This is a genomic window from Pseudomonas sp. SCPG-7 (genome assembly GCF_002156405.1).
Lineage (GTDB): Bacteria > Pseudomonadota > Gammaproteobacteria > Pseudomonadales > Pseudomonadaceae > Aquipseudomonas > Aquipseudomonas parakoreensis.
In genome coordinates, this window is sequence record NZ_MVOO01000006.1 from 147,414 (window position 1) to 170,374 (window position 22,961).

The 22,961-nt window shown below is 61.0% G+C and carries 21 protein-coding genes; 5 read left to right on the plus strand and 16 right to left on the minus strand.

The window, feature by feature from the left end; translation table 11 throughout:
- Nucleotides 1–248: 248 nt before the first annotated feature.
- Complete coding sequence (locus B1722_RS13645; RefSeq protein ID WP_086792903.1) at nt 249–1,496, plus strand: TIGR03862 family flavoprotein; 1,248 nt, start codon at nt 249–251, stop codon at nt 1,494–1,496.
- A gap of 187 nt (nt 1,497–1,683) precedes the next feature.
- Here the strand turns inward: B1722_RS13645 and B1722_RS13650 are convergent, their stop codons facing one another.
- Both B1722_RS13650 and yedA read right to left on the minus strand, forming a co-directional pair.
- Nucleotides 1,684–3,024 (minus strand): DEAD/DEAH box helicase, encoded by a 1,341-nt coding sequence (locus B1722_RS13650; RefSeq protein WP_041065140.1) that lies wholly within the window; start codon nt 3,022–3,024, stop codon nt 1,684–1,686.
- A gap of 65 nt (nt 3,025–3,089) precedes the next feature.
- Nucleotides 3,090–4,031 carry a drug/metabolite exporter YedA gene (gene yedA / locus B1722_RS13655; protein WP_041065137.1) on the minus strand — a complete coding sequence of 314 codons (942 nt, stop codon included), beginning with the start codon at nt 4,029–4,031 and terminating at the stop codon, nt 3,090–3,092.
- Nucleotides 4,032–4,194: 163 nt separating this feature from the next.
- Between yedA and B1722_RS13660 the strand changes: the two genes are divergently transcribed.
- The gene (locus B1722_RS13660) at nt 4,195–4,647 is read left to right on the plus strand and encodes an Lrp/AsnC family transcriptional regulator (protein ID WP_041065134.1); all 453 of its coding nucleotides are present in this window, start codon (nt 4,195–4,197) and stop codon (nt 4,645–4,647) included.
- A gap of 144 nt (nt 4,648–4,791) precedes the next feature.
- Here B1722_RS13660 and B1722_RS13665 read toward each other — a convergent pair whose 3' ends face one another.
- From B1722_RS13665 to B1722_RS13675, 3 genes are all read right to left on the minus strand, one after another.
- A complete protein-coding gene (locus tag B1722_RS13665) occupies nt 4,792–5,397 on the minus strand; it encodes a PolC-type DNA polymerase III (protein ID WP_041065131.1) in 606 nt (201 codons plus the stop codon).
- 35 nt (nt 5,398–5,432) lie between these two features.
- Nucleotides 5,433–5,912, minus strand: coding sequence for an NYN domain-containing protein (locus tag B1722_RS13670; RefSeq protein ID WP_041065128.1), 480 nt, complete (start codon nt 5,910–5,912; stop codon nt 5,433–5,435).
- A 205-nt stretch (nt 5,913–6,117) separates the two neighbouring features.
- Nucleotides 6,118–6,876, minus strand: a complete 759-nt coding sequence (locus B1722_RS13675) for a DUF2076 domain-containing protein (RefSeq protein ID WP_041065125.1) — start codon at nt 6,874–6,876, stop codon at nt 6,118–6,120.
- Nucleotides 6,877–7,054: 178 nt separating this feature from the next.
- On the opposite strand from B1722_RS13675, the gene B1722_RS13680 reads away from it, so the two are divergent.
- Both B1722_RS13680 and B1722_RS13685 read left to right on the plus strand, forming a co-directional pair.
- Complete coding sequence (locus B1722_RS13680; RefSeq protein ID WP_041065122.1) at nt 7,055–7,729, plus strand: YciC family protein; 675 nt, start codon at nt 7,055–7,057, stop codon at nt 7,727–7,729.
- 74 nt (nt 7,730–7,803) lie between these two features.
- Complete coding sequence (locus B1722_RS13685) at nt 7,804–8,883, plus strand: endonuclease/exonuclease/phosphatase family protein (protein WP_086792905.1); 1,080 nt, start codon at nt 7,804–7,806, stop codon at nt 8,881–8,883.
- 109 nt (nt 8,884–8,992) lie between these two features.
- Here B1722_RS13685 and B1722_RS13690 read toward each other — a convergent pair whose 3' ends face one another.
- The 4 genes from B1722_RS13690 to B1722_RS13705 all read right to left on the minus strand — a co-directional run bounded on the left by B1722_RS13690 (nt 8,993) and on the right by B1722_RS13705 (nt 13,448).
- Nucleotides 8,993–9,829 (minus strand): ABC transporter ATP-binding protein, encoded by an 837-nt coding sequence (locus B1722_RS13690; RefSeq protein WP_041065116.1) that lies wholly within the window; start codon nt 9,827–9,829, stop codon nt 8,993–8,995.
- Complete coding sequence (locus tag B1722_RS13695) at nt 9,817–10,620, minus strand: ABC transporter permease (RefSeq protein WP_041065113.1); 804 nt, start codon at nt 10,618–10,620, stop codon at nt 9,817–9,819. Before B1722_RS13695 ends, B1722_RS13690 begins: the two co-directional genes overlap by 13 nt.
- Before the next feature lie 10 nt (nt 10,621–10,630).
- A complete protein-coding gene (locus B1722_RS13700; RefSeq protein ID WP_047296750.1) occupies nt 10,631–11,617 on the minus strand; it encodes an ABC transporter substrate-binding protein in 987 nt (328 codons plus the stop codon).
- Between the two features lie 340 nt (nt 11,618–11,957).
- The gene (locus tag B1722_RS13705) at nt 11,958–13,448 is read right to left on the minus strand and encodes an aldehyde dehydrogenase (RefSeq protein ID WP_086792907.1); all 1,491 of its coding nucleotides are present in this window, start codon (nt 13,446–13,448) and stop codon (nt 11,958–11,960) included.
- A 222-nt stretch (nt 13,449–13,670) separates the two neighbouring features.
- On the opposite strand from B1722_RS13705, the gene B1722_RS13710 reads away from it, so the two are divergent.
- On the plus strand, nt 13,671–14,615 hold the full coding sequence (locus B1722_RS13710) for a LysR family transcriptional regulator (protein ID WP_041065104.1): 945 nt from the start codon (nt 13,671–13,673) through the stop codon (nt 14,613–14,615).
- Here B1722_RS13710 and B1722_RS13715 read toward each other — a convergent pair.
- The 7 genes from B1722_RS13715 to B1722_RS13745 all read right to left on the minus strand — a co-directional run bounded on the left by B1722_RS13715 (nt 14,598) and on the right by B1722_RS13745 (nt 22,959).
- Entirely contained in the window at nt 14,598–15,782 is a 1,185-nt protein-coding gene (locus B1722_RS13715) for an MFS transporter (RefSeq protein WP_086792909.1), read from the minus strand. The two genes, B1722_RS13710 and B1722_RS13715, sit on opposite strands and share 18 nt — an antisense overlap.
- Complete coding sequence (locus B1722_RS13720) at nt 15,779–17,014, minus strand: acetyl-CoA carboxylase biotin carboxylase subunit family protein (protein ID WP_086792911.1); 1,236 nt, start codon at nt 17,012–17,014, stop codon at nt 15,779–15,781. The genes B1722_RS13715 and B1722_RS13720 overlap by 4 nt, the downstream gene beginning before the upstream one ends.
- Nucleotides 17,015–17,052: 38 nt before the next feature.
- Nucleotides 17,053–18,435 carry an FAD-binding oxidoreductase gene (locus B1722_RS13725; RefSeq protein WP_086792913.1) on the minus strand — a complete coding sequence of 461 codons (1,383 nt, stop codon included), beginning with the start codon at nt 18,433–18,435 and terminating at the stop codon, nt 17,053–17,055.
- Nucleotides 18,436–18,574: 139 nt separating this feature from the next.
- Entirely contained in the window at nt 18,575–19,474 is a 900-nt protein-coding gene (locus B1722_RS13730) for a hypothetical protein (protein ID WP_256578848.1), read from the minus strand.
- Nucleotides 19,475–19,499: 25 nt separating this feature from the next.
- Nucleotides 19,500–20,240 (minus strand): alanyl-tRNA editing protein, encoded by a 741-nt coding sequence (locus B1722_RS13735; protein WP_041065090.1) that lies wholly within the window; start codon nt 20,238–20,240, stop codon nt 19,500–19,502.
- A gap of 77 nt (nt 20,241–20,317) precedes the next feature.
- Nucleotides 20,318–21,379: a histidinol-phosphate transaminase gene (locus B1722_RS13740; RefSeq protein WP_086792917.1), complete on the minus strand. Its 1,062-nt coding sequence runs from the start codon at nt 21,377–21,379 to the stop codon at nt 20,318–20,320.
- On the minus strand, nt 21,376–22,959 hold the full coding sequence (locus B1722_RS13745; RefSeq protein ID WP_041065084.1) for a phenylalanine aminomutase (D-beta-phenylalanine forming): 1,584 nt from the start codon (nt 22,957–22,959) through the stop codon (nt 21,376–21,378). Before B1722_RS13745 ends, B1722_RS13740 begins: the two co-directional genes overlap by 4 nt.
- Nucleotides 22,960–22,961: the final 2 nt, after the last annotated feature.

Consider the following 22,961-nt stretch of genomic DNA (forward strand, 5'->3'; position numbering starts at 1 on the left):
AACCTGAGCGAAAGGGACTACAGGCCATACCGCTCATAGCGTGCAGCACACTGATTAATTTTTAACCAGGTATCGAATCCACTAAAAACCCCTGTGGGAGCGAGCTTGCTCGCGAAAGCGGTGGGTCGGTCAACTAGATGTTGAATCTACCGACGTCTTCGCGAGCAAGCTCGCTCCCACAGGGATCTCCCACATTGGTCTGCGCTGTTAGAATGCGCGCCTTATCCCGCCATACCGCAGCGCACGCCATGACCCAGACCTCCGCCCCCCTCCCCGCTCACGTCGCCATCATTGGCGGTGGCCCCGCCGGCCTGATGGCCGCCGAAGTGCTGAGCCAGGCCGGCGTGCGGGTCGATTTGTACGACGGCATGCCCTCGGTGGGGCGCAAATTCCTGCTGGCCGGGGTCGGCGGCATGAACATCACTCACTCCGAGTCTTACCCGGCGTTCCTCGCGCGCTACGCCGAACGCGCACCACAGATCGCGCCGTTGCTGCGCGGCTTCGACGCTGACGCGCTGTGCCGCTGGATTCATGAGCTGGGCATCGAGACCTTTATCGGCAGCTCCGGCCGGGTATTCCCCACCGACATGAAAGCCGCACCACTGTTGCGCGCCTGGCTCAAGCGTCTGCGCGACAGCGGCGTGGTTATCCACACCCGCCATCGCTGGCTCGGCTGGGATGAACATGGCGCACTGCGCATCAGCAGCCCCGACGGCGAAATCACCGTCAAACCCGACGCCACCCTGCTCGCCCTCGGCGGTGGCAGTTGGTCGCGGCTGGGTTCGGATGGCGCGTGGATGCTGCCGCTGGAACAAAAAGGCGTAGGACTGGTGCCGTTACAGCCGAGCAATTGCGGATTCGAGGTGCAGGCCTGGAGCGAGTTGCTTGTCAGCAAATTCGCCGGCGCACCACTGAAAAATGTCGCCATCGGTTTGAACGACGATGTGCCGCGCCTGGGCGAATGCGTGATCACCGCAACGGGCGTTGAAGGCAGCCTGATCTACGCGCTGTCGGCGCCGATCCGCGAGGCGATCAACGCCCACGGCTCAGCCACGGTGCACATTGATCTGCTGCCCGGCCGGCCTGTGGATAAATTGCAGGCTGCGTTGAGCAAACCGCGCGGCTCGCGCTCGATGGCCAAGCATCTGCACAGTCAGGTCGGGATTGATGGGGTGAAAGCGGCGTTGTTGCGTGAATTGACTGACGCGGCAACCTTCGCTGATCCGGCGTTGTTGGCGCGGGCGATCAAGGCGTTACCGCTGACCTTGGTGAAAACCCGTCCGCTGGACGAAGCGATCAGCAGTGCCGGTGGCGTGACGTTCGAAGCGCTGGATGAACGTTTGATGCTCAAGGCGTTGCCGGGGGTGTTCTGTGCGGGCGAGATGCTGGATTGGGAAGCGCCGACAGGCGGCTATCTGCTGACCGGGTGTTTTGCCAGCGGGCGGGCGGCGGGAATTGGAATGTTGCAGTGGCTCAAGTCCGAGGTGCCTGCCTGAACCCTCACCCCAACCCTCTCCCCGAGGGAGAGGGAGCCGACCGAGGTGTCTGGCGTAACACATCGACCTGAAAGACCGAGTCGATTGTGGATTCACAGCAGCAGAATCAGGTCGGCGTAGAATTCAAGCATCCTCCAATCAGTCCCCTCTCCCTCCGGGAGCGGGTTAGGGTGAGGGGCTTTTGGCTTTAAGGCTTGCGCTTACGCGGCCCGGTATTGAACACCGGCACTTTACGCACAGGCTTGATCGACGGCTCCGGCGCCTGGGTGTCGCCACTGTCGACCCACTTGCCCAGATTGCGTTTGCCGCCACCGCCACCGGAGGTCTTCGGCTTTTTCGGTTTCTTCGGCTTCTTGATCACCTGACCGCTGGCATCGGTCTCCGGCACACGGTGCTCAGGTTCGAAATCCGGCTCGTTCTGACGCTTCAAGGTCTGACGGGTGAGCATCTCGATGGCCGAGAGCATGTTCACTTCATCGGCACACACCAGCGAGATCGCCTCGCCCGTTGCACCGGCACGGCCGGTACGACCGATGCGATGGATGTAATCCTCGGCCACGATCGGCAGGTCGAAGTTGACCACCAGCGGCAGGTCTTCGATGTCCAGACCCCGAGCAGCGACGTCGGTCGCCACCAGAATCTGCACTTCACTGAGTTTGAAACGATCCAGCGCGCGCTGACGGGTCGCCTGCGGTTTGTCGCCGTGAATACCGTCGGCGTTCACACCGAGGCCCTGGAGTTTTTCCACCAACGCGTCCACGCCGTTGCGGGTCTTGGCGAACACCAGCACCTGCTTCCACTTGTTCTTGCGCATCAGGTGCACGAACAGTTCCGGCTTGCGCTTCTTGTCCACCGTCACCACCCACTGCTTGACGGTGTTGGCCGCGACGTTGCGCGGGCTGACTTCGATGCTCAGCGGATCGTTGAGCATCTGCCCGGCCAGCAGGCGAATGTCATCGGAGAAGGTCGCGGAGAACAGCAGCGTCTGACGCTTCTTCGGCAGCGCGCGATAGATGTTCGCCAGCTCTTCGGAAAAGCCCAGGTCGAGCATGCGGTCGGCTTCGTCGAGCACCAGGGTTTGCAGCTGATTGAATTTCAACGCGTTCTGGCGGAACAGGTCGAGCAGACGGCCCGGGGTTGCCACCAGCAGGTCGACGCCGCCGCGCAGTTTCATCATCTGCGGGTTAATGCTGACACCGCCATACACCGCGTAGGTGCGCAACGGCAGGTTTTCTGCGTACTGGCGCACGGATTCGTGAACCTGCTCGGCCAGTTCGCGGGTCGGTACCAGAATCAGCGCACGCACCGAGTTGGCGGTGACTTTCGGCCCTTCCATGGCCAGCAACTGCAGCAGCGGCAAAGCGAAACCGGCGGTCTTGCCGGTACCGGTCTGGGCCGCAGCCATCAGGTCGCGACCGGCCAGCACGGCCGGAATGGCTTGCGCCTGGACCGGCGTCGGGGTCTGGTAGCCGAGCTTCTCAAGGGAGCGCAGCAAGGGTTCGATCAGGCCAAGGGTGGCGAAAGTCATGGGAGTACCGTAGGAAAAATCAGCGCGGTTGCGCAAAACAAGGGTGCAATGGCGCGCAGTTTACCCTAATTCACACGCGGTTCTGCTGGAACGGCGGTCTTCGGCGGCTCCGCGACCAGCGGCTGCGCCGGCCGCCGCCATTGCGGCAGACCGATCAGCACCACGGCACTGATGATCACCAGCATCGCCAGCGCTTCTTCCATGCCGATGGTCTCGCCGACAAACACGATCCCCAGCAACACCGCCACCGCCGGGTTGACGTAGGCATAGCTGGTGGCCGCCGCTGGACGCACGTGCTTGAGCAGGTACATGTAGGAATTGAAAGCGATGATCGAGCCGAAGAAGATCAGATACCCCAGGGCCAGCCAGCCTTCCACTGGCGGCAAGGCTTGCAGGTGCTCGCCGCTCACTGCGCTGCCGATCAGCAGGACCACGCCGCCCACCAGCATCTCCACGGCACTGGCCATCGCCCCTTGCGGCAACGGCAGGTGTTTGCTCCACACCGAGCCGAAGGCCCAAGTCGCCGCCGCAAAAATCAACAGCGCCGCGCCCAGCGGACTCGATTGCAGGTTGGAACCCATGTTGAGCATGGCAATGCCGACGATCCCCAACGCCACCCCGGCCCATTCGAGGCGGGTATTACGCGCGCCCCAGAAATAGCCGCACAACAACGTAAACAACGGCACAGTCGCCACTGCCAGTGCCGCCACGCCGGACGCCACACCCGTGTGCTCGGCGACACTGACCGCGCCGTTACCGAAGCTGAGCAACAGAATCCCGATGATCCCCGCCGCTTTCCACTGCACCCAGGTCGGCGCCGGCGCGCCACGCCAGCGCAGGAAGGCGTACATCAGGCTGCCGGCAATCACGAAGCGCACCCCGCCGAGCATCAGCGGCGGCCAGTATTCGACGCCGAGGCGGATTACCAGATAGGTCGATCCCCAAATCACATACAGCGCGAAAAACGCGGCGATCAACGGCAAGGAAAAACGGCGCAAGGCAGGCATGGGCAGCTCGACAGTCAGAGGCAGGGTGAGGATTATTCTAGAAAGGCCCGTGAGCAAAAATAAGTTACAAAACCTGTTTATCGCGCCGGTACACTTTTGAAACAACGGAGATCGACGGGATAAGCCGTGATTTCGAAAGTCTGGCATTTTCAGGAGTCCGGCCTTGGACAAATACGACCGCATGTTGCTCAGCGCTCTGTTGGAAAACGGTCGCGCGTCCTACGCCGATCTGGCGCGCAAGGTGAACCTGTCCGCCCCGGCAGTGGCCGAACGGGTGGCCAAGCTTGAGGCGTCCGGCGTGATCACCGGGTATCAGGCGAACATCGACCTGTCGAAAATCGGTTTGCCGATCCAGTGCATGATCGAATTGCGCCTGCACCAGAACGGCAGCCAGAAGGTCTACGACGAACTGGTGAAAATCCCGCAACTGACCGAATGCTTCCGTGTGACCGGCGATCCATGCGTGATGATGAAGGGCGCGGTGGGCTCGATGACCGAACTGGAGGAACTGATCAATCACGTGGCGAAGTTTGGCTTCAGCAAGACCTCGATTGTGTTGTCCAGCGCAATCGAGAAGCGCGTGCCGCTGAGCCATATAGAAGCCAACGGCAAATAGTTCGGGCCAACCACAAATCCACTGTAGGAGCTGCCGAAGGTTCGGGCCGCGTTCGGACGATCTTTTGACTTTGACTTTTAAAAGCAAGATCAAAAGATCGCAGCCTTCGGCAGCTCCTACAAAGGTTCTGTGTCGGGCTGGGGATCAGCGGTAGCGCTGCAGGTGTTCGCTGACTTTGGCCGCCGGGACTTTCTGCAGTTTGCACAGCAAGTCATGGTTCAGCTCACGCACGCCATGCTTGTGCCGCAGCTCTTGCGCCAGATGCGCCATCAGATTGGCCGCCATCTCGGCATCCGCCATGGCCCGGTGCGCCTGGCCGGTGTGCGGCAGGCGCGCAAATGCAGTGAGCGTACCGAGCTTGTGATTGGGTGCCGCGGGCATCAGGCGCCGGGCCAGCAGCAGTGAACAGGCGAAGTTCTGCAGACGGGTGCGTTTGATCCGTCCCAGTTCAAAGTCCCAGAATTTCTGGTCGAACGAAGCGTTGTGCGCCACCAGCGGGGTGCAGCCGACGAATTCGTTGACCTCTTCCATGACCCGCTCCGCCGCAGGCGCGGTACGCAGCATGGCGTTGCTGATGCCGGTCAGTTGTTCGATGAAGGCCGGGACGCGCACGCCGGCATTCATAAGGCTCTGGTAACGCTCGACGATACGGCCGTTTTCCAGCATGACCACGGCGATTTCCGTGGCGCGACAGCTGCTGTTCGGCGACAGGCCGGTGGTTTCAAAGTCGATGACTGCAATGCGTTCCAAACCGGGTTCAACTCCGTTCAAATCAATTTTTCAGCTTAATTCTTCAGCAACAACGCGCCTTCGATCGGCACGTAACGGCTGGCGGCGCGGATCAGCGAGTTGGCGGTCAACCCGGGCACGCCGTAGGCGACTGCCTGTACGCCGTGCTTGCTGATGATGCGTTCGAGCAGCATGTCGAAGTCGCCGTCACCGGAGGCCAGGACGATTTCGTCGACGTGGTCGGCGGCGTCCATGATGTCGAGGGTGATGCCCACGTCCCAGTCGCCCTTGGCCGAGCCGTCGCTGCGCTGGATGTAGGGTTTGAGTTTTACGGTGAAGCCGAGGTTGCGCAGGATCTGCTGAAACTGCTGCTGCTTGCTGTCGCCACGATCGATGGCGTAAGCATAGGCCTCGACGATCTGCCCGTGTTTGCTCACATCCGCCCACAGCGCGGCGTAGTTGAAATGGCAACCATAGGCCTGACGCACGGTGTAGTAGAGGTTCTGCACGTCGGCGAACACTGCGATTTTTTTCACCGGGATTCCTGTGAGCGCATAGCGCACGAAGCGGGATCAGGCGCCTGGCCCGAAAAAGGCGCTCAGTATGCCAGTAAAAAGCAGTGTGGCGAGGGAGCTTGCTCCCGCCGGGCTGCGCAGCGACCCTGTCTTTTAAAAGAAGGGCCTGCTGCGCAGTCCAGCGGGAGCAAGCTCCCTCGCCACAAGGTTCGATGCCGACCGTTAGTCAGACAAACGAATCGTCGTCATCGAAAAACGACGAGCTGTCATCGCTGTAGTCCGTGTCGGTAAACCCGCCCTGGTCATTGCCAGAGAAACCGTTATCGGCCACACGCTGGTCATTGCCCCAGTCATTGCCGCTCTGGTCGGCCACCTGCGCCGGCTCTTCCTTGATCACTTCAACGATTTCTTCAGGCTGCTGGTTGTGATGGAACAGGCTGCTGATGCCCTGTGCCAGCATCACACCACCGGCCACGCCAGCGGCGGTTTTCAGGGCGCCGCCGAGGAAGCTGCTGCCCGCAGCCGGGGCGGCTTGCTGCGCGTAATTGGGCGGTGGTGCGGCATAGTTCTGTTGTGGCGCTGGCGCCGTATAGTTCTGTTGCGGTGCCGGTTCACGCCAGCCGCCGGTAGAGGCCGGAGCGCTCTGGGTCGGCGCCGGACGCGAGCTGCTGCCGCCGAAGATGCTCGACAGGAAACCGCCACCGCCGCTTGGCGCCGGGGCCGCACTCTGAGCCTTGGCCGCTTGCAGTTCAGCCTGCAACTGCTGGACTTGTTGGGTCAGTTGCTTGTTCTGTTCGTCGAGGCTCTTGATGGCCGCCTCTTGCACCAGAATCGCCTGGGTCATGAAATAACCTGCCGCCGGCTGGCGGGTCAGGTGTTCCTTGATCCGCGCCTCGGCCTGGGCGTCGCGCGGGGCTGCCTCCGTTTCGGCCTGTTGCAGCCGGGAAAACAGTCCATCGATCAGGGTTTGCTCTTCGCTGTTCATGGCGACCTCGTAGATTGCCGGGGATAACGTTGCCCGTGCCCACTGCGGACATGGCGCACCTCTGTAATGGAGGCAGTGACAGGATGTTTCAACGACCTTTACCGAATGTTTACGTTTGTGTCGGCCCACGCATCATCGGTTAAAGTGAGCCACTGTTTTCCACCTGCGATACCGACTGATGAATGCCTTCGATGTACTGCGCGACTCTCTGTATTTTTTCAAACGCCACCTGGGCAGCATCGTGCAGCTGTGCCTGCCGCTGGTGATCTTCGAGGCGGCGCTGCAGCAAGTGGTGGACCATGTCACCGACCCGGACAGTTTCTCCGCCGCCAGCGTGGTGGTCGGTCTGCTGGTGTATCCGCTGTACACCGCCGCGCTGATCCTGTTCCTCGACGCCCGCACCCGCGGCGAAGCTCCGCGCAATCTCGATCTGCTGGCGATGTCCGCGCGCCTGTGGCCGCGTTTCGCCCTGCTCACGGCGCTCAATACCTTGCTGATTCTGCTGGGGCTGTCGTTGTATTTCCTGCCAGGCTTGATGCTGATGGTCATGCTCGCATTTGGTGAGTACCTGCTGGTGTTGCGCGGTATGGGGCCGTTGCAGGCGATGAAGGAAAGCCTGCGCCTGACCCGTGGGCATTTCTGGCGGATCCTGCTGTGCATTCTGTGTGTGATGGGGCCGTTGTGGCTGCTCAAGGGAGCAACCCTGGCGGCCTACCCCGACCCGCAGAATCCCCTGATCGCGGTATTGATCGACAGTGCGCACAGCTTCCTGCAGCTGTTCACCAGCGTGGTGCTGTTCCGCCTGTTCATGCTGATCAGCGAATCGCCTGACAAACGTAGCGGAGCAGTCTGACTTCAGGAGACTTGGGCCAAGCGTCTGCGGTCGGGTATGCTCGCAAGCACTTTTGTAACGCGATAAGCCGAGCCATGCCCCGTCTGCTGCGCTACACCCTATTGTTGATCGTGCTCGCCATCGCCCTGATCGGCGGGCTGATCTACAGCCTGACCTGGCGCCCCGGCGCGCGCGAAACCTTGCCGGTCACCTGCACCGGCACCCCACCGACACTGGTGCCGGGGCAAGCCCTGAAAGTCATGACCTGGAACGTGCAGTACCTGGCGGGCAAGCGCTACGTGTTCTGGAACGACCTCGCCCAAGGCACCGACGAAGCGCCAACCCCGGAAGACATGGCTTTCAGCCTCGACGAGGTAGCAAGGGTGATCCGGGACGAGCAGCCCGACGTGGTGCTGCTGCAGGAACTGGATGACGGCGCCAAGGCCAGTGATTACCAGAACCAGCTCAAGTTGCTGCAGGAACGGGTCACCGACCTCTACCCGTGCAGCGCTCACGCATTCGACTGGAAGGCCGATTTCGTTCCCGACCCGCACATTTTCGGCAGCGTTGGCCGGCAATTGGCGACCCTCAGCCGCTACCGCATCGAACACGCCGAACGCCTGCAATTACCGGTGCCGCCGGCGAATGTCATTGCTCGCCAGTTCGCCCCCAAGGATGCGTTGCTCGCCACCAAGCTGCCGCTGAGTGACGGCGGGCAACTGACGGTGTTCAACACCCATCTGGATCGCGCCAGCCAACCCGACGACACCTTGCACGCGCAAGTGACGGCGGTGGCCAAGGTGCTCGACAAGTATGAGAGCCAAGGCCTGGCGTGGCTGATCGGCGGCGATTTCAACCTGTTGCCGCTGGGCCAGTATCAACGCCTGCCCGCTGAACAGCGCACGCCCTACTCCGTCGACAGCGCCCTGCATCTGTTATGGGACAAGTACCCGATGATCCCGACCAACAACGAGGCCAGCGGCGTCGACCGCGCCCACTGGCTGACTCACTACCCCAACGACCCCGGCCTCAACGGCCCGGATCGCACCGTCGACTACCTGTTCTACAGCCCGAAAATCAAACGGGTCGAAGCGAGCGTGCGCCAGGACGATACCTTGCGCATTTCCGATCATCTGCCGGTGATTGCGCGATTCCTGCTGCCCGCTGCTCCCTGATCACCAATTACCGCTGTAGGAGCTGCCGAAGGCTGCGATCTTTTGACTTTTTTAAGGACAAGATCAAAAGATCGCAGCCTGCGGCAGCTCCTACAGGGGACTCATGTGATCAATGGACTTCTTCCAGGTCGTCATGCAGCAAGCCGAAAATCTCCCGCTTCATGTCGATAAACGAGCGCTCCATCACCATGTCCAGTGAGCGCGGACGCTCGATCGGCACGTCGAGGATCTGCTTGATCCGCCCCGGTTTGGCGCCCATGACATAGACCCGGTCGCCCAGCAGGATCGCCTCGTCGATATCGTGGGTGACGAACAGCACGGTCTTCTTGCTGTTGCCCCACACCCGCAACAATAACTGCTGCATTTGCAGGCGGGTCTGGCTGTCGAGGGCGCCGAACGGTTCGTCCATCAGCAGAATCTGCGGGTCGTTGGCCAGCGCCCGGGCAATCGCCACGCGCTGCATCATCCCGCCCGAGAGCTGCTTGGCGTAATTGTCAGCAAACCCGGCAAGCCCGACTTCGTTGACGTAGTAATCGACAATTTCCTTGCGCCGCGCCGCCGGCATGCCACGCCGTTTGAGGCCGAACTCGACGTTCTGCCGCACCGTCAGCCACGGAAACAGCGTGTAGCTCTGGAACACCATGCCGCGATCGGCACCGGGGCCCTGCACTTGCTGGCCGCCGACGTAGATCTCGCCGGAGGTTGGCTCGGCGAGGCCGGCGGTCAGGTACAACAGGCTCGATTTGCCGCAACCCGACGGCCCGACCAGCACCGCGAACTGCTGATCCGGCACCTCGAACGACACCTGTTCCAGCGCCGTGAACGTACCGCCATCAGGCTTTTTGTAGCGCAGGCTGACCTTGTCCACTTGCAGGCGCGGGGCGGCTTGCGGCGCCGCAGCGCGCGATTCGGTAAAGCGATGATTGGCGGCAGTTACTGAGCCCATGCGGCAACCCTCAGGCGAAGAAAGCGGAACAGTTGATCGGTGACCAGCCCCAGCAGGCCGATGATCGCGATGGCGAGGAAAATCACGTCGACCTGAAAACCGCGCATGGCTTTCAGGCTCAGGTAACCGAGGCCGCTCGACGCGGCGACCAGTTCGGCCACCACCAGATAGGTCCAGGCCCAGCCCATGGTCACGCGCAAGGTGTCGAGCACACCGGGCACCGAGGCCGGGGCGATCACATGCAGCACCGCGTCGCGGCGGTTGGAACCGAGCGTGTAAGAGGCGTTGATCAGGTCCTTGGAGATGCCCTTGGACACATCCGCGATCATCACCAGTTGCTGGAAGAACACGCCGAAGATGATCACCGATACCCGCTGCTCCAGACCGATGCCAATCCACAGGATGAACAGTGGCACGAACGAGGTCACCGGCAGGTAACGGATGAAGTTGACCAACGGTTCGAGGAACGCCTGGACGATGCGAAAGCTGCCCATCAGCAACCCCAGCGGTACCGCCACCAGCGACGAGACGATGAACCCGACCATCACCACTTCGACACTGGCCCACACATGGGTGCCAAGGGTGCCGTCGCGGCTCAGGCGCACGGCGGCTTCAACCACCGCGCCGGGCGTCGGCAGAAACATCCCCGGGACGATGCCGCCGTAGGACAGCCCGGCCCACAGCCCGACCAGCAACACCCAGGCCAGACCACTGGCGCTCCATACCACCGGCACCGGCAAGCCAGTCTTCGGTGTGATGCAGCGACTCAGCCATGAATTGCGCTTGAACATGACCAGTCTCCTAGAGCGGGCTGACGAAACGGTTATCCACCAGATCGTCGTTACTGACGTTATAGGGCTTGCCCTGCAATTCGCTGGCGGTTTCGTTGGCCAGTTTGATCAGCGGTGCGCTGTCACCCGGCGCGCCCGGCTTGCCCAGCAGCTTCTCGCTCATGGCCTGATCGTAGAAACGCACGCCTTGCGCTGCAGCAGCCAGTTCCTTCGGATCGGACAGATAACCGCCGACGCCCTTGGCCATGATTTCGTAGGCTTGCTGTGGATGGTCCTTGGTGTATTGCACCGCCTTGTAGAGACCGGCGACCAGCGCCTTGACGTCTTCGGGCTGCTTCTCGATCACCGTGCAGTTGAGCGCCACGACATCGACAATCACCCCGGGCGTGCTGCTGCTGTCGATCAGCACTTTGCCCTGCTGCTTGTCGCGCACCATCGACAGGTGCGGTTCCCAAGTCACGGCGGCCGGCACGCGACCGGCAATGAACGCGGTGGCAGCATCGTCGGCAGTCATGTTCTGCACGGTGATGTCGCTCATTTTCATGCCGTTCTTCTTCAGCAGATAGGAGAGCCAGAACTGCGAGGTCGAACCTTCGTTGACGGCCACGGCCTGGCCCTTGAGTTCCTGCAACGACTTCACGTCCTTGCCCACCAGCACGCCGTCGCCACCATGGCTGTCATCCAGTGCCGCCACAGCCTTGAAGCAGAACTGCGGACGGTATTTGAGCACTTCGTCGATGGTCGAGGCCGAACCGGAGAGTTGTCCGGAGGCCTGGGCGGCCATGTACATCGAAGCTTCCTCGACCACCGGCAACTCGACAGTCAGGCCGTTTTCCTTGAAGTAGCCCAGGTCCTGAGCCAGATACAGCGTGCCATAACCCACCCAGGTGGTATGGCCGATGGACAAGGTACCGGCCTGCGCGCCGGTCGCGACCGTGGCCGCCAGGGCGGTGATCGCCAGTGGATGGGTGAGACGGAGACACAAGGACTTGATCATGGAGCACTCCCGACGCTGTTGATTTAGTTTTGTCATGGGCAGTACGGCCAGCACCAATGATGTGAATCCACGCTGCGGTCTCTGCTGGACTCTGGCGTGAACCACCGGGCTGGCAAGATCGATGGTGGCCCATGTGCGGGCTGAGGAAAATCAGGAAATTGTTGGCAGCAAATGATGAAAAAACTGCTTAGCGTGCACCGCAAAAGCGCGACCTGAGCAGGGATGGTGCACATTCCTGAAAAGCAAAAGATCGCAGCCTTCGGCAGCTCCTACAGGATTCAGGTTCGCCCGGTGTAGGAGCTGCCGAAGGCTGCGATCTTTGCTTTTGAATCAACCGCAATCAGCGCAACTGAAACCAGGTGGTTTTCAGCTGGGTGTATTTGTCGAACGAGTGCAGCGACAGGTCGCGGCCGAAGCCCGATTGCCTGCCGCCGCCGAACGGCACGGTCACGTCCAGCGCATCGACGGTATTGACCGATACCGTGCCCGCCCGCAGCCTTCGCGCCACGCGGTGCGCACGATGCAGATCATCGGTCCACAGCGATGCCGCCAGCCCATACACACTGTCGTTGGCCAGGCGCACGGCCTCGTCTTCATCATCGAACGGCACCACCGCCAGCACCGGGCCGAACACCTCTTCGCGAAACAACGCCATGTCGGCACTCACGCCGGTGAAAATCGTCGGTTCGATGAAGTTGTCCGAGCCGTTGAAGCGCCGTTGCTGACCGCCACACACCAGGCTCGCACCCGCCTGCCCGGCCTCACGGATGGCGCGCATGATGCTCACTGTCTGCCGCTGATCGACGATCGCTCCGGCACGGCTTTGCGGGTCGAGCGGATCACCCGGCAGCCAGCGTTCGGCCTGGGCTTTGAGGCGCTCGACAAACGCATCATGAATCGAACGCTCGACCAACAGTCGCGAGTTGGCCGAACACACTTCGCCCTGATTGAAAAAGATCCCGAACGCGGCTTTTTCCGCCGCCAGATCCAGATCCCGGCAATCGGCGAACAGCAGATTGGCACTCTTGCCGCCGCACTCCAGCCACACTTGTTTGAGGTTGGATTGCGCCGAGTACTGCATGAAATATTTGCCGACCTGCGTCGAGCCGGTGAACACCAGACAATCGACATCCGCGTGCAGGCCCAAGGCTTTGCCGGTCTGCTCGCCAAGCCCCGGCAACACGTTGAGCACGCCCGGTGGCAGGCCCGCTTCCAGTGCCAGCTCGGCCAGACGCAACGCCGAAAACGGTGATTGCTCGGCCGGTTTGAGGATCACCGAATTACCCGCCGCCAACGCAGGCGCGAGCTTCCACGCGGCCATGTCCAACGGAAAATTCCACGGCACCACGGCAGCCACCACGCCCAGTGCTTCACGGGTGATGGTCGCCAGTACATTGACGGCGCCGGGAGCGATCTGGTCGTAGAGTTTGTCGATGCTTTCGGCGTACCAGCGAAACACCCCGGCGGCGCCCGGCACATCAATGTTGTAGGCATCCATCACCGGTTTGCCCATGTTCAGCGAGTCGAGCAGGGCCAGCTCCTGACGATGTTCCATCAACAGCTCGGCCAGGCGCAGCAGCACTTGCTTGCGCTCGACGGGTGGACGTTGCGCCCAGCTGCCAGCCTCGAACACGTGTCGCGCGTTACGCACCGCCACGTCCACATCCGCCTCGCCACAGGCCGCGACATTGGCCAGCAACTGGCCGGTGGCGGGGTTGATCGCGGCGAACGTCTGCCCCGATTGCGCGGTGCAGTGCTGGCCGTTGATCACGGCTCGATCGGGAAATTTCAAGGCACCGGCCTGGCGCTGCCACTCTGCAAGTTCGAACACGTCGAATGCTCCTTGGACGTTATTGTGCAGTCGATGGTGGCGCAGGCCCGGACGGGCGAAAATTAGTAAAAATGTCTTCGCAGGCAATGAAAAAACTGCTCAATCGGTTTCCCCAAAACCGCTGTGGATGACTAAGGTTCAAGGATAAAAACAACGTCGTGCAGCGGACGCGGCGGCGCACAAATTGCTTGGAAGTCGAGTCCGCTCGTCCTGAGGTTTGCCGTGGCCGCCTACAATTTGCGTCAGTTGAAATACTTCATCACCACCGTCGAATGCGGCAGCGTTGCCGAAGCCTCGCGCAAGCTGTACATCGCACAACCGGCTATCTCTACGGCGATCAAAGGTCTGGAAGACAGCTTCGCGGTGCAGCTGCTGATCCGCCATCACGCTCAGGGCGTATCCCTGACGCCGAGCGGTGCACGGTTCTTTCGCAAGGCGCAGGAGCTGTTGCGCATGGCCCGGGAGTTCGAGCAGAACGCCCTCGCCGACAACGACATCGTCGCCGGGCAGATCGACATCGGCTGCTTCGAAACCGTCGCGCCGCTGTACCTGCCGCAATTGATCGCCGGGTTTTCTGCGCTGTATCCGGGCGTGAAAATCCGTATTCGCGACGGCGAGCAACAGGAACTGGTGCAAGGCCTGACCTCGGGCAGTTTCGACCTGGTGATCCTCTATGAACACGAACTCGATGCCACCATCCAGACCGAACCGCTGATGCCGGCGCAACGGCCGTATGCGCTATTACCGGCCGACCACCGTTTCGCCCAGTACAAGCAAGTGTCGCTGCGCGATCTGTGTCTGGAGCCGATGATTCTGCTCGACGTGCAGCCGAGCCGAACCTACTTCGTCAGCCTGTTCGAGGAACTGGGCCTGACCCCGCGCATCGAGTTCAGCTCGCCGTCGATCGAGATGGTCAGGGGCATGGTCGGGCAGGGTTTCGGTTTCTCGATCCTGGTGACCCGGCCCCACTCGGAATGCACCTATGACGGCAAGAAAGTGGTGTGCGTGGACATCGTCGAAGACGTCACCGGCTCAGGTCTGGTCGCCGCGTGGCTCAAGCGCGGGCAACTGACCAAACCGGCACAGCTGTTCGCCGACTATTGTCGCGAACAGTTGACCGCCAAGACCGCTGCCTGCCGCACCGAGCCATCAGGAAACCGGGACTGACCGCTGTTCCACATCGATGCCGATCAACGGGCGTTTGAGCGCAATCGATACCCAGGCGCCCACGGCGGCGATGACGCAGGCAGCAAACCCCAACAGAAACGACATGAAGCTCAGCTCGTTGGCCACTGCCAGCAGGCCGAGCACGGCGGCGGTAGCTTCGGCAGCGCCCCAGACACAGGTCTGCACGGCCATCGCCACGGAACTGCGCCCGCGCCAGATCTTCACGGCCTGAGCCTGGTACAGCGGGCCGCAGATCATCTCGCCGATCACGATAAACACCACCACGACAAACAGGATCGCCTGCGCCTGTGACGAAATGATCAACAGCAGGCAGCCCGCGCCGATCAACAGGTTGGAAACGATGACCCGCCACAATCGTGAGACACGCTGCGCGAATGAGGTCACGTAAACCTGGCTGAAGATGATGATCCCGCTGGCCACCAGAAACAGCACGCCGACCAGTTCACTGGAAAAGCGCTCGGTGGCATAGGTAGGGAACACGTAATAAAACTGCGCATAGCCGATCATGGTCAGAAAGTTGATCGCCATGAACGCCACCACCTTGGGCGATGCCTCGGTTTCGCCCGGTGTGGAAGCACGCGCGGCAAACGCCACGCCTGCACTACGCGCCACCTGCGGAATCAGCCGCGTGGAAGCCGTGGCCAGCACGCCCAACAACAGCGGCAGGGCGACAAACCAGTAACCGGTGCCGGCAAGAATCAACGACGCCACGAACGGCGCGACCCCGGCCCCTGCGTTCGCCGCAACATTCTCGTAAGAGAGCACGCGTTCGTGCTCGCCCTCGCGAAAGTACTGCACGATGTAGGAAATCTGCGAGATCGTGGCAATCGAATTGGAGACACCGAACACCACAACCAGTACGACCCAGATCAACACGTTGGTAATGCCCATCGCGGCGGTGACCAGCATCAATAGCGCCGCCACCGCCACACAGAACAAGGCCAGGGCTATTTCCCGGCGTCGCTCGACCTTGTCCAGCATGCCCTGAAAAGCCAATGCGCCAATGCGGTTGGAGACAATCGCGAACCCGACAACGACCCCCGCCGCACTGGTACTGAGGCCCACGGACGCATTGAGCCAAATGGCCATGAACGGATAGAAACAGCTCCAGGCCGCGGACGAAAGAAACCGGACGAAGTAAATCATTTGAAGACCGGGCTTCTAGGGCCGCGATCGGTCAGGACACGTACCTGGCCAATCTCGCGCGCAACGACATCGGCATAGCCGGTGAGCATACCGACCCAGGCGTAGTCGGACGTGCCGATGGGCTGGATCACGCTGCCGACGTTGGCAATGGGCGTGTGAATGGAAGCCATCGGCGGAATCTCCCAGTCATGCACGACGGCTTCGTGATCCAGGCAGTACCAGTAGCTCAGGGTCTGGCGGCAAGATTCGACCGGCTGGTATTCAAGCGCAGCCTCCAGCAAGCCCAGTGGCAGCAGCGCCACGTGTTGCAGGACAGTCGCTGGCGCCAGATCGTAGGCCAGCGCAATCTGTTCAACGATGCTCGCGCCGCCCAGGCGCCCCATGTTGGCATCGATCAGATAAGCCGTGGCGTCGTTCGCAATGAACTCGCAATGGAAGAAGCCATTGTCGAACCCTGAACGGGCAATCAAATCGCGGACCGCCTTCTCGATTTTCGCACGCACGGGCAAGGCCATGCGGGCGTCGGCCGGGAACTGGTTGGCGACTTCCGTGAATCCCACTCGGTCGCGCCTGGACAGTCCGAGGAAGACCACCCGCCCCTCCTGGGCAAAGCCTTCCAGGCTGACGAGATCACCCGTGCAATGCGCCTGGACAATCCAGGCAGTGTCTTGCGGGTCGTCGATTCCGCTGTTCAGGATGGCGGCGCGGATTACTGCGCCAGGGTCAGCGTCCGGTGCAATCGAGAGCAGGGTGGTGGCCACCGCGCCAGAGCCGACCGAGGGTTTGAGCACCACATCGTTTTGTTGCCCGGGTGTCAGCCAGGGAATGATCACGTCGCCATCGCTCAGCGCCACACAGGTCTCGGCGGGCACATGTTCCGGGATCAAGCGGCCGACGAAGCCCTTGGAGGACAGCCGGGCAAACACCTCAGGCGGCGCCTTGAAGCCGAATTCTTCGGCAATCGCGGATACGACCGGGAACAACTCGTCAAAGAATGTCGTGATGCTGCGAATCACGCCAACCAGTGCGGGATGAGCGTTCAGGTAAGCGGACAGCGCGACTCTGTCGGTAAAGGCAGGAATGCAGGTGACCCCTTCGAACACGTTTTTCGCCGCGCCATGAAAACCCGAGGGATCAACGGACAGTATCGGTTCGAAGCCCGCACCGCGGATCGCCTCGCACACGTACTTGATGGAGACCTTGTTGATGCCCACTATCAAAAGATGATCCATACCTTTCACATCCATCCTTAAAAACAAAAATTCGACAGTTATCGAGCGTCAACCCGTAACGATTGATACATCTTGCCGGGGTTGAACACGTTGTCCGGATCCAGGGCCGATTTGATGGCCCTCATGAACTGCAGCGCTGCGCCGTGTTGCGCCGACATCCACTTCAGCTTTCCCTGCCCTACCCCATGCTCGCCGCTGACGGTGCCGCCGAACGACAACGCGCGACTCGACAGCCGGCTGAGGAACGCCTGAATGTCCGCACTTTCGTCTTCACCTTCATCGAGCATGATCAGCAGGTGAAAATTACCGTCACCGACATGGCCGATAAGCGGCGCATCAAGACCGGAGGCAGCAATGTCGGCGGCCGTGGCGCTGATGCAGGCACTCAGACAGGACAACGGGACACAGACATCGGTGGCCAGCCCCTTGCGGCCTTTGTAGAAAGCGTGAAAGGCCCACCAGGCGTCATGTCGGGCTTTCCACAGGGCCGTGCGTTCTTCAAGGCGCTCGGAGATCCTGACCTGCCCGCCGTACTCTCCGGCGCAATCCTTGAACAGCTCGACACTGCTGGCGACCGTCGACCGGTCGCCGTGGAACTCCAGAAACAGATGCGGCGTTTCCACCAGCCCCAGTGCCGCAGAATAGGCATTGCACGCACGCACCGCCGTGGCATCCAGCAGCTCGATCCGGGCGATCGAGAGTCCTTGGCCCAGGGCACTGGCCACCGTCTGTACCGCGTTATCCACCGAGTCGAACGAACAGACACCGGCAACAATGGCCTCGGGCACCGGATGCAGGCGCACTTGCAGTTCGCTGAAGATGCCCAGAGTGCCCTCTGAACCGATGGCAATCGCCAGCAGATCCAGACCCATGGCCGATTTGGGCGCGCGGGAACCAATGGCGGCGACCGAGCCGTCCGCCATGATCCAGCGTGCGGCTTTGACATTCCCGGCCATGGTGCCGTAGCGCACCGAGTTGGTCCCCGATGCACGGGTCGCCGCCATTCCGCCCATGGAAGCGTTGGCGCCAGGATCGACGGAAAAGAACAGTCCGGTCTCACGCAAGTGGCTGTTGAGTTGCTCGCGGGTAACGCCCGGCTGAACCGTGGCGGTCATGTCGGTGACGTTCACATCGACAATCGCGTTCATTTCCGAGCAGTCGACGCAGACGCCACCCTGTGGCGCATTGATCTGCCCTTCGAGGGACGAACGCGCACCCGACGGGATCAGCGCCACACCGTACTCACGGCAAAGCTTCACGACCTGAATGATTTCGTCTTCGCTGCGAACGGTCACTACCGCATCGGGGGGACTCAGCTCGATGCCGGGAGGCGCCTGGCAGAACTGTTGCCGGATTCCCTGTTCGAGCCTCAAGCGTTCGCCGAACAACTGACGGAGTTTTTCTACGAATGGAGCATTCATTCATCTCATCCCTGTTCTGACTGATGACGGCCGGGTTGCGGTTCTGCGCCCCGTTTTCTGTACTGTCCGCGCACTCCTGTGAACGGTTGGTTCTTGCCGGGCCATGCCACACAGAAGCGGCGAAGCGCCCGGCAGCTGTTCACTCCTCGTCTTTTTCACCGACGCGGGCCGCGCGCCCGTCGTATTCCGGACGCCCGGAAACCACCAGCCCGAAGAAATAAGGCTGTGCGCCTGAATCCTCCAGCTGACGGCCAGACTTGTTATGCACTTCGATGACCGAGAACAGGTCCACCAGACGGTCCTGAATCTGTTCTATTTCGGCGTCCTTGAGCGTCACCATCGAGCTGTATTTGAAAGAGCCTGAAACATCGAAGTATTCGCTCTTCTCCGGCTTGAGCAGCGACCGGTCCACTTCATGGCGCAGGAACTGATCCTTCAACTTCAACGCATCCACGGTCCTGGGCATCCTCAACGTGGGTGCATGCCGGACAAACGGGTCATCCGGCGTTGCGCGCGGCTTGGACACCAGGTTCAGGAACGCTTCAGTGTCTCGGTCATAAGCCAGACCGATCTGCTGGCACAGCAGCTGAATCTCCGCCACTGAGGCGCTGTCGACCATGTACAGATACGTCATCAATGGCAGCAGTTCGAATTGCGCCTCGAACGCGGCGATCACCTCTTCGGTGACAATGAACTCACGCTCGTAGCGACTCAGGCTCAGGGCCCGGCGCAAGATTCTGGAGTCGTGTTCGCGCAGTTCCAGGCGCGAAGAGAGATCGGTCACCTCGACGCCTTTGCCGAACAACATTTCGTGGACGTCCGCCGGCAACAAATCCCTGAAGTAGTGCCAGAAATAATCAAAACTGGCTTTGCTGGCCGCGTCGATGCCAAGGTGATCATGCAGTTCGACGGCAGCATCGATACTCAGGTATTTCCTTCCGGCCTCGACGTCGCGGTAGTAATTGGCCGAGAACGGAATATTGACCTCGTCGAGAAACGTGGAGATCTTCAGATGCCCCGCGTCGATTCGAAACTGCATGAGAAATGCGCCAAACGCACGTTTGCTATCCAAGCTCTTCCGCCTCTGCCGACAGAGTGACAAGCACTCTGGTCGTGTTTTTCTTGATCTTCATACTGGAAGTCACCACGCCTATTTCTTGCGTATTACGCACATGAACGCCCCCACAGGGGATTGACCAGTCTTCGCATTGCCACCAACGAAATCCCTGTCCCTGGCGGGTATCCGCTTCCGTACGAATCTCATGACTTGCAGAGCAAAACTCGTTCAAGGCATCTGTTGCGCGCCTCAGACTGTCTTCGTCGAACTCACCGACAAACTCGTATTGGTTCTCGCCACCCTCGTCGCTCAACGGCGAACGAACCGGATGCGCAATCGCTCGCCCGAGCGTCCGCTCGAGCATGCAATGAATCAAATGCATCGCCGAATGAACCCGCATCTGATGATATCGCAATGGCCAATCCAGCGTGGCGGTCGCCTGCTGGTCGCTCACCCGCGTCTGCAGGTCTGCGAACGTTTCGTCGTCAATGCTCAGGTAATGCCTGATCTGATCGTCCCGTTTTTTCGTCGCGACGATCTCCAGCGAGCGCAGTGCCTCACCCTCCCCCGCGAGCGGAATGTTCAATACCCCCCGATCGCCCAGTTGCCCGCCTCCCTGGGGGTAGAACACGGTCTCGCCGAGGAGTGCGAAAGGCAGGCCGGCGTCGTCGCGCTCCAGTCGATCAACTCGGCAGTCCAGTTGCTTCAAGTAGGGTTCAGCGTGAAACAACGTCAGCGTCTGGCTCATTTTTACCTCAGTCAAGGTTTCCTGATCTTGCCCTGGAAGCCCTGGGCAATCGCCGAAGGCTCCCTGCCCTGCTGGCCTCAGGCAAGTTCCATGGTTTGCAGTTTTTGCTTCAGTACAGCGCGCAACCGGGTCATCTGCGCCTGGTTGCCGAAGGAGATTCGCAGACACGTCTCAAGACCATAGTCGGTCAACCGGGACGTCAGGAAACCTTCCCTCTCCAGATGCTGATGCAAATCCTGGCAGCGTGGCGCGGTGACGCATTCGACGAAAACAAAATTGACGTAGCGGCTTCTGGCTTCAATGCCGTGAGACTTGAACAGGCTCACGAGCTCCTGCCCCCACGCCTGACAATACGCCGCCGTGTTGTCCAGATGATCGCCGTCCTGCAGGACGTATTCGCCTGCCAGGGCGGAAAACGAACTGACGTTGTACGGCGCACGCCGCGCTTGCAGCGCCGGCACCTGATCGCCGCTCGCGTAAGCCCAGCCAAGGCGCAGGCCGGCAATACCGTAGGCCTTGGAAAACGTGCGCAGGCATATCGCGTTTTCCCGGCTGTTGACGATCTGAATACCAGCCGTGTTTTCCCGATCCGGCGCAAACTCTGCGTACGCTTCGTCGATGATGACGGTCGTGCCGGGTGGAATCAGCGCCACCAGCGATAACAGCTGCGAGGGCAACAGATAGTCGCCCAATGGATTGGACGGATTGACCAGCACCACGACGTCGGGCTTTTGCTCAAGAGCCAGTTGCAATGCCGCCTCATAGTCGCCGCTGGCATCCGGGGTCATCTCGCTGTAGTCGGCCCCCAGCAACGCGGCCCGGATTTTGTACATCTTGAAGCAGTGCTGTTGCGTCACGATGCGACTGCCGGGCTTCAACAGGCTACGCAACGCAATGTCGATCAGTTCGTCCGAACCGGCGCCCACCACGACGCGCTCGGGATCAACGCGCCAGCGCTCGCCGATTGCCAGACGCAGAGACTTGTAAGTGACTTCGGGGTATTCGCTGAGGAGCGTCGGCATCGAGGCGCACAGCTGCAGGGCCAGGCCCGATGCCCCCAGCGGATTTTCGTTGGCATGCAGCCGGACCGGCTCAGTGATTGCCGTTGCCAACAGGTCACTCTTTCCCGACGAACTCATCGGCCGTGCCCTCCCAGTACCTGGGTAACGAGCGCTTCCAGGTAAGCGGTCAACGCCACATCCCGATCCAGATACGGAATATGTTCACGCACCCGCGCATGCCAGGCGCGGCCCTTCGGCCCGAGTCTGGCGTTGCCACGAATATCGGCGGCCTGGGCTGCACAGATCAGTTCAAACGCGAGGACGTAACGCGTGTTCTGCAGCACTTCGGTCACCCGGCGCGCGGCGACTAGGCCGAAGGAAACCACGTCCTGGAAATCACCGGTGGTGGTCAGGGTCTGGATCGAGACGGGGGTGGCCAGCGAACGGTTTTCTGCCGTCAGCGACGCCGACATGAATTGCCCGCCCATGAGGCCGAAACGCAGGCCACCGTTTTCCGCGCACAGGAATGACGGCAGGCCATTGCTGTTGGCTTTGGTCAGGAAGCGATCGATCCGCCGATCCGAAAGATTGCACAGGGTGATGATGGAGATCGTCAGGTAGTCCATGGCCGAAGCGATGTATTGCCCATGAAAATGGCCATTGTGAAAAACCTCGCCGTTTTCAGGGGTGATCAACGGGTTGTCGTTGGACGAGTTCAGTTCGTTGCCGACCACGCGCTCGACAAATTCGATGGTCTCCAGCACTGGCCCGAGGATTTGCGGCGTGCAGCGAATGGAATAGGCATCTTCGATGGGCATGTCTTCCTGGCGTACCTGGTCGGTGCGCAGGGCGCTCAATTGCGAAGAGAGTTCAAGATCGTCAATCGCCAGTTCCGAGCCTTGCAGATCAGCCCAGATGGCCTCGGCAATTTTTTGCTGGCCCAGGTGCGGTTTCAACTGGTGAACATCCGGATGAAAAGGACGCACCCGAGCCTGCAGCGCTTCAAACGAGAAGGCCGAGATCGACGTGTATTGCTCGAGCAGTTCCCGGGCCTCAACCACATTCATCGCCGCCACCGCGACCATGCAGGAGGTGCCATTGATCAGCGCCAGCCCTTCCTTGTAACTCAGGTGCAGCGGCGCCAGGCCCAATTGCTCGAGCGCTTGCGCCGCCGGAATCCGGGCACCGTCGAGGTAGGCATGACCGTCCCCGGTCAGCATCCGCGCAACCGCCGCCAGCGGCCCCAGGTCGCCACTGGTCCCCAACGAGCCCTTGCTCGGGATTTCCGGGATCAGGCCGGCGTTGTAAATGGCGATATAGCGGTCGAAATTCTCCAGCGAGAGTGCCGAGTTGCCACGGGACAGCGATACGATCCGCGCAAACATGGTGGCTCGCGCCACACTGTCCGGGAACCGCTCGGCAACGTTGGTCGAGACACCCTGAATCAGGTTCGATTGAAGCTCGTGGGCTTTGTCGATGGGCACCAGATGGTCAACGAAACCACCCATCCCGGTGTTCACCCCATAAATCACCGCGCCTTGTGCAACGAGATTTTCCAGGGCGTCTCGCGATGCCTGAACCCGTTGCCGGGTGGCTTGCGAAGCGACCACTTTTGCCCCGGGCCGGGAATACCTGATCAAGTCCTTGAGACTGACATCCACGCCGGGGGTCAGTACAAACGTGCTATCCGACGTGAAGTTTCTTTCCTGAATCGTCATCT

What these genes read in the sequence shown, in the direction of transcription:
- B1722_RS13730 (WP_256578848.1), bottom strand. Translation starts at nt 19,474, where the DNA reads ATGCAGTTTCGAATCGACGCGGGGCATCTGAAGATCTCCACGTTTCTC.
- B1722_RS13735 (WP_041065090.1), bottom strand. Translation starts at nt 20,240, where the DNA reads ATGAGCCAGACGCTGACGTTGTTTCACGCTGAACCCTACTTGAAGCAA.
- B1722_RS13725 (WP_086792913.1), bottom strand. Translation starts at nt 18,435, where the DNA reads ATGAATGCTCCATTCGTAGAAAAACTCCGTCAGTTGTTCGGCGAACGC.
- B1722_RS13695 (WP_041065113.1), bottom strand. Translation starts at nt 10,620, where the DNA reads ATGTTCAAGCGCAATTCATGGCTGAGTCGCTGCATCACACCGAAGACT.
- B1722_RS13740 (WP_086792917.1), bottom strand. Translation starts at nt 21,379, where the DNA reads ATGAGTTCGTCGGGAAAGAGTGACCTGTTGGCAACGGCAATCACTGAG.
- B1722_RS13700 (WP_047296750.1), bottom strand. Translation starts at nt 11,617, where the DNA reads ATGATCAAGTCCTTGTGTCTCCGTCTCACCCATCCACTGGCGATCACC.
- B1722_RS13720 (WP_086792911.1), bottom strand. Translation starts at nt 17,014, where the DNA reads ATGGATCATCTTTTGATAGTGGGCATCAACAAGGTCTCCATCAAGTAC.
- B1722_RS13680 (WP_041065122.1), top strand. Translation starts at nt 7,055, where the DNA reads ATGAATGCCTTCGATGTACTGCGCGACTCTCTGTATTTTTTCAAACGC.
- B1722_RS13645 (WP_086792903.1), top strand. Translation starts at nt 249, where the DNA reads ATGACCCAGACCTCCGCCCCCCTCCCCGCTCACGTCGCCATCATTGGC.
- yedA (WP_041065137.1), bottom strand. Translation starts at nt 4,031, where the DNA reads ATGCCTGCCTTGCGCCGTTTTTCCTTGCCGTTGATCGCCGCGTTTTTC.
- B1722_RS13675 (WP_041065125.1), bottom strand. Translation starts at nt 6,876, where the DNA reads ATGAACAGCGAAGAGCAAACCCTGATCGATGGACTGTTTTCCCGGCTG.
- B1722_RS13650 (WP_041065140.1), bottom strand. Translation starts at nt 3,024, where the DNA reads ATGACTTTCGCCACCCTTGGCCTGATCGAACCCTTGCTGCGCTCCCTT.
- B1722_RS13690 (WP_041065116.1), bottom strand. Translation starts at nt 9,829, where the DNA reads ATGGGCTCAGTAACTGCCGCCAATCATCGCTTTACCGAATCGCGCGCT.
- B1722_RS13715 (WP_086792909.1), bottom strand. Translation starts at nt 15,782, where the DNA reads ATGATTTACTTCGTCCGGTTTCTTTCGTCCGCGGCCTGGAGCTGTTTC.
- B1722_RS13745 (WP_041065084.1), bottom strand. Translation starts at nt 22,959, where the DNA reads ATGACGATTCAGGAAAGAAACTTCACGTCGGATAGCACGTTTGTACTG.
- B1722_RS13685 (WP_086792905.1), top strand. Translation starts at nt 7,804, where the DNA reads ATGCCCCGTCTGCTGCGCTACACCCTATTGTTGATCGTGCTCGCCATC.